The organism is Micrococcus sp., assembly GCF_030523875.1.
In the GTDB taxonomy this organism is placed as follows: Bacteria; Actinomycetota; Actinomycetes; order Actinomycetales; family Micrococcaceae; genus Micrococcus.
Window position 1 is genome coordinate 1 of the sequence record NZ_JAUNHR010000167.1, and the last position, 1,698, is coordinate 1,698.

Annotated in this window: 2 protein-coding genes; both read right to left on the bottom strand. The window is 68.6% G+C overall.

What is annotated here, in order from left to right:
* A partial coding sequence (locus tag Q4D18_RS11820; RefSeq protein ID WP_303128654.1) for a D-hexose-6-phosphate mutarotase occupies positions 1-699 on the bottom strand: 699 nt, incomplete at its 3' end.
* A 14-nt stretch (positions 700-713) separates the two neighbouring features.
* Positions 714-1,698 (bottom strand): transposase (locus Q4D18_RS11825; protein WP_303128657.1); only part of this gene is annotated, 985 nt, incomplete at its 5' end.

The window sequence follows — 1,698 nt, forward strand, 5'->3', positions numbered from 1 at the left end:
CCCGGCCTTGGCAACGGTGATGCTGCGGCGATGGGCGGGGTCGACGACCACGCACTCCGCCTCACTGTTGTAGACCCGGTCCGTCTCCGCGGAGATGGTGACCGGGCCCTCCTGGGTGTGGGTCTGCTGGGTGAGCTTGTCCAGGTAGGACGCCCCGGCCAGGCCCTCGATCCGGATCCGGCGGACGTCGGCCACCTCGAAGTAGGAGTGCAGAGCGGCCTGCAGGTCCAGCGGTGCGTCGCCGGCCGTGACCGTCAGCGCGGCGGTCAGCCGGGTGCCGACGGTGACCCGGTAGACGACGGTGGCGTCCGCGGGCCAGCCCTGGGCACCAGGCACACCCTTCAGCGCCGACGGCGGCAGGGTCAGCTCGACGGTGGTCTCCTCGCCGTCATCGGAGGCCGAGGTCACCTCCCAGACGGCGTTGCGGAAGAAGCCGTGCGCGGGCTTGCTGTTCCCGTCGCGCCCGGGGCCGAACCACGGCCCGCAGATCGGGATGCCGCCGCGCAGGGCTTTGCCCTCCTCGAACTGCGTCTCCCGGCTCATGAACAGCACGTTCCGGTGGCCCGCCGGGGCGAACCCACTGATGTGGGCGCCGGTCAGGAAGATCTCGACGGTCGCCCTGCTGTTGGTGATGTGCAGCAGCGGCAGCTCGGACGGTCCGGTGACGAGGGAGACGCTGGCGGGCAACTCGATGGTCATTCGTTTCTCCTATGTCAAGCCGCTGCGGGGTGGGCGGGGGTTTGATGGTTGGGATGGTCGGTGGTGAGGAGGTTGTAGGTGGTGCGGGCGAGGCGTCGTTTCAGGCAGCGCAGTGCCTCGGTTGGGGACTTGCCTTCGGCGAGCTTCTTCTCGTAGTAGGTCTTGGCGAGGGTGCCGGGCATCCGGGCCTGGGTGATCGCGATCCGATGGAGTGCGGCGTTGAGCTGGCGGTTGCCAGAGCGGGTCATGCGCACCCGGCCGATGCCGGCGGTTTCCCCGAAGAGCTTGGCCGCGGACAGCTCTCCACAGCCGGTCAGAGTGAGCAGGGTCGGGACCTCACGGCGGACCAAGGCGCTGATCCGCTTGTCGAATCCCTTGATCCGCGCGGTGAGGGCGATGATGTCCTCGAGCTCGTCGCGGGCCATCTCGGCCACGACACCCTCCAGGGTGACAAGCCACGTCTTGAGAGCCTGCTGATGGATGCCCAGGTGCAGCGAACGGGCCTTGGGAGCGTGAGCGGGGTCGAGTTCGTGAACTCGCCACAACAGCGAGTTGATCGTGCGGGTCCTGGTGTTCACCAAGGTTTCTCGCCGGTCGACCAGCAGCTTCGCCTCCCGCGAGACCTCGTCATGGGAGGCCACCGGCAGGGTCGGTTCGCGCAGGAACGCTCGCGCCACCGCCAGGGCGTCGATCGGGTCGGACTTACCCCGCGTGCGGGCCACCCGCCGCTGTTCGGCCATCATCTTCGGCGGCACCCGCACCACCGGCTGACCCGCGCTCAACAGGTCACGTTCCAGACGGGCCGACAGATGTCGACAGTCCTCCACGGCCCACGTCAGGTCCTCTCCGAACTGCCCGCGGGCCCACCTCAGAGCCTTCAGATGCCCCTGCGTGGTGGCCTCAACAGTGCGCTGACCCAGCTGCCTGCCCACCGCGTCCACCGCCACGAACGTGTGCGTGTGCTTGTGGACATCGGCTCCAACAACCATGGTGGCTGCC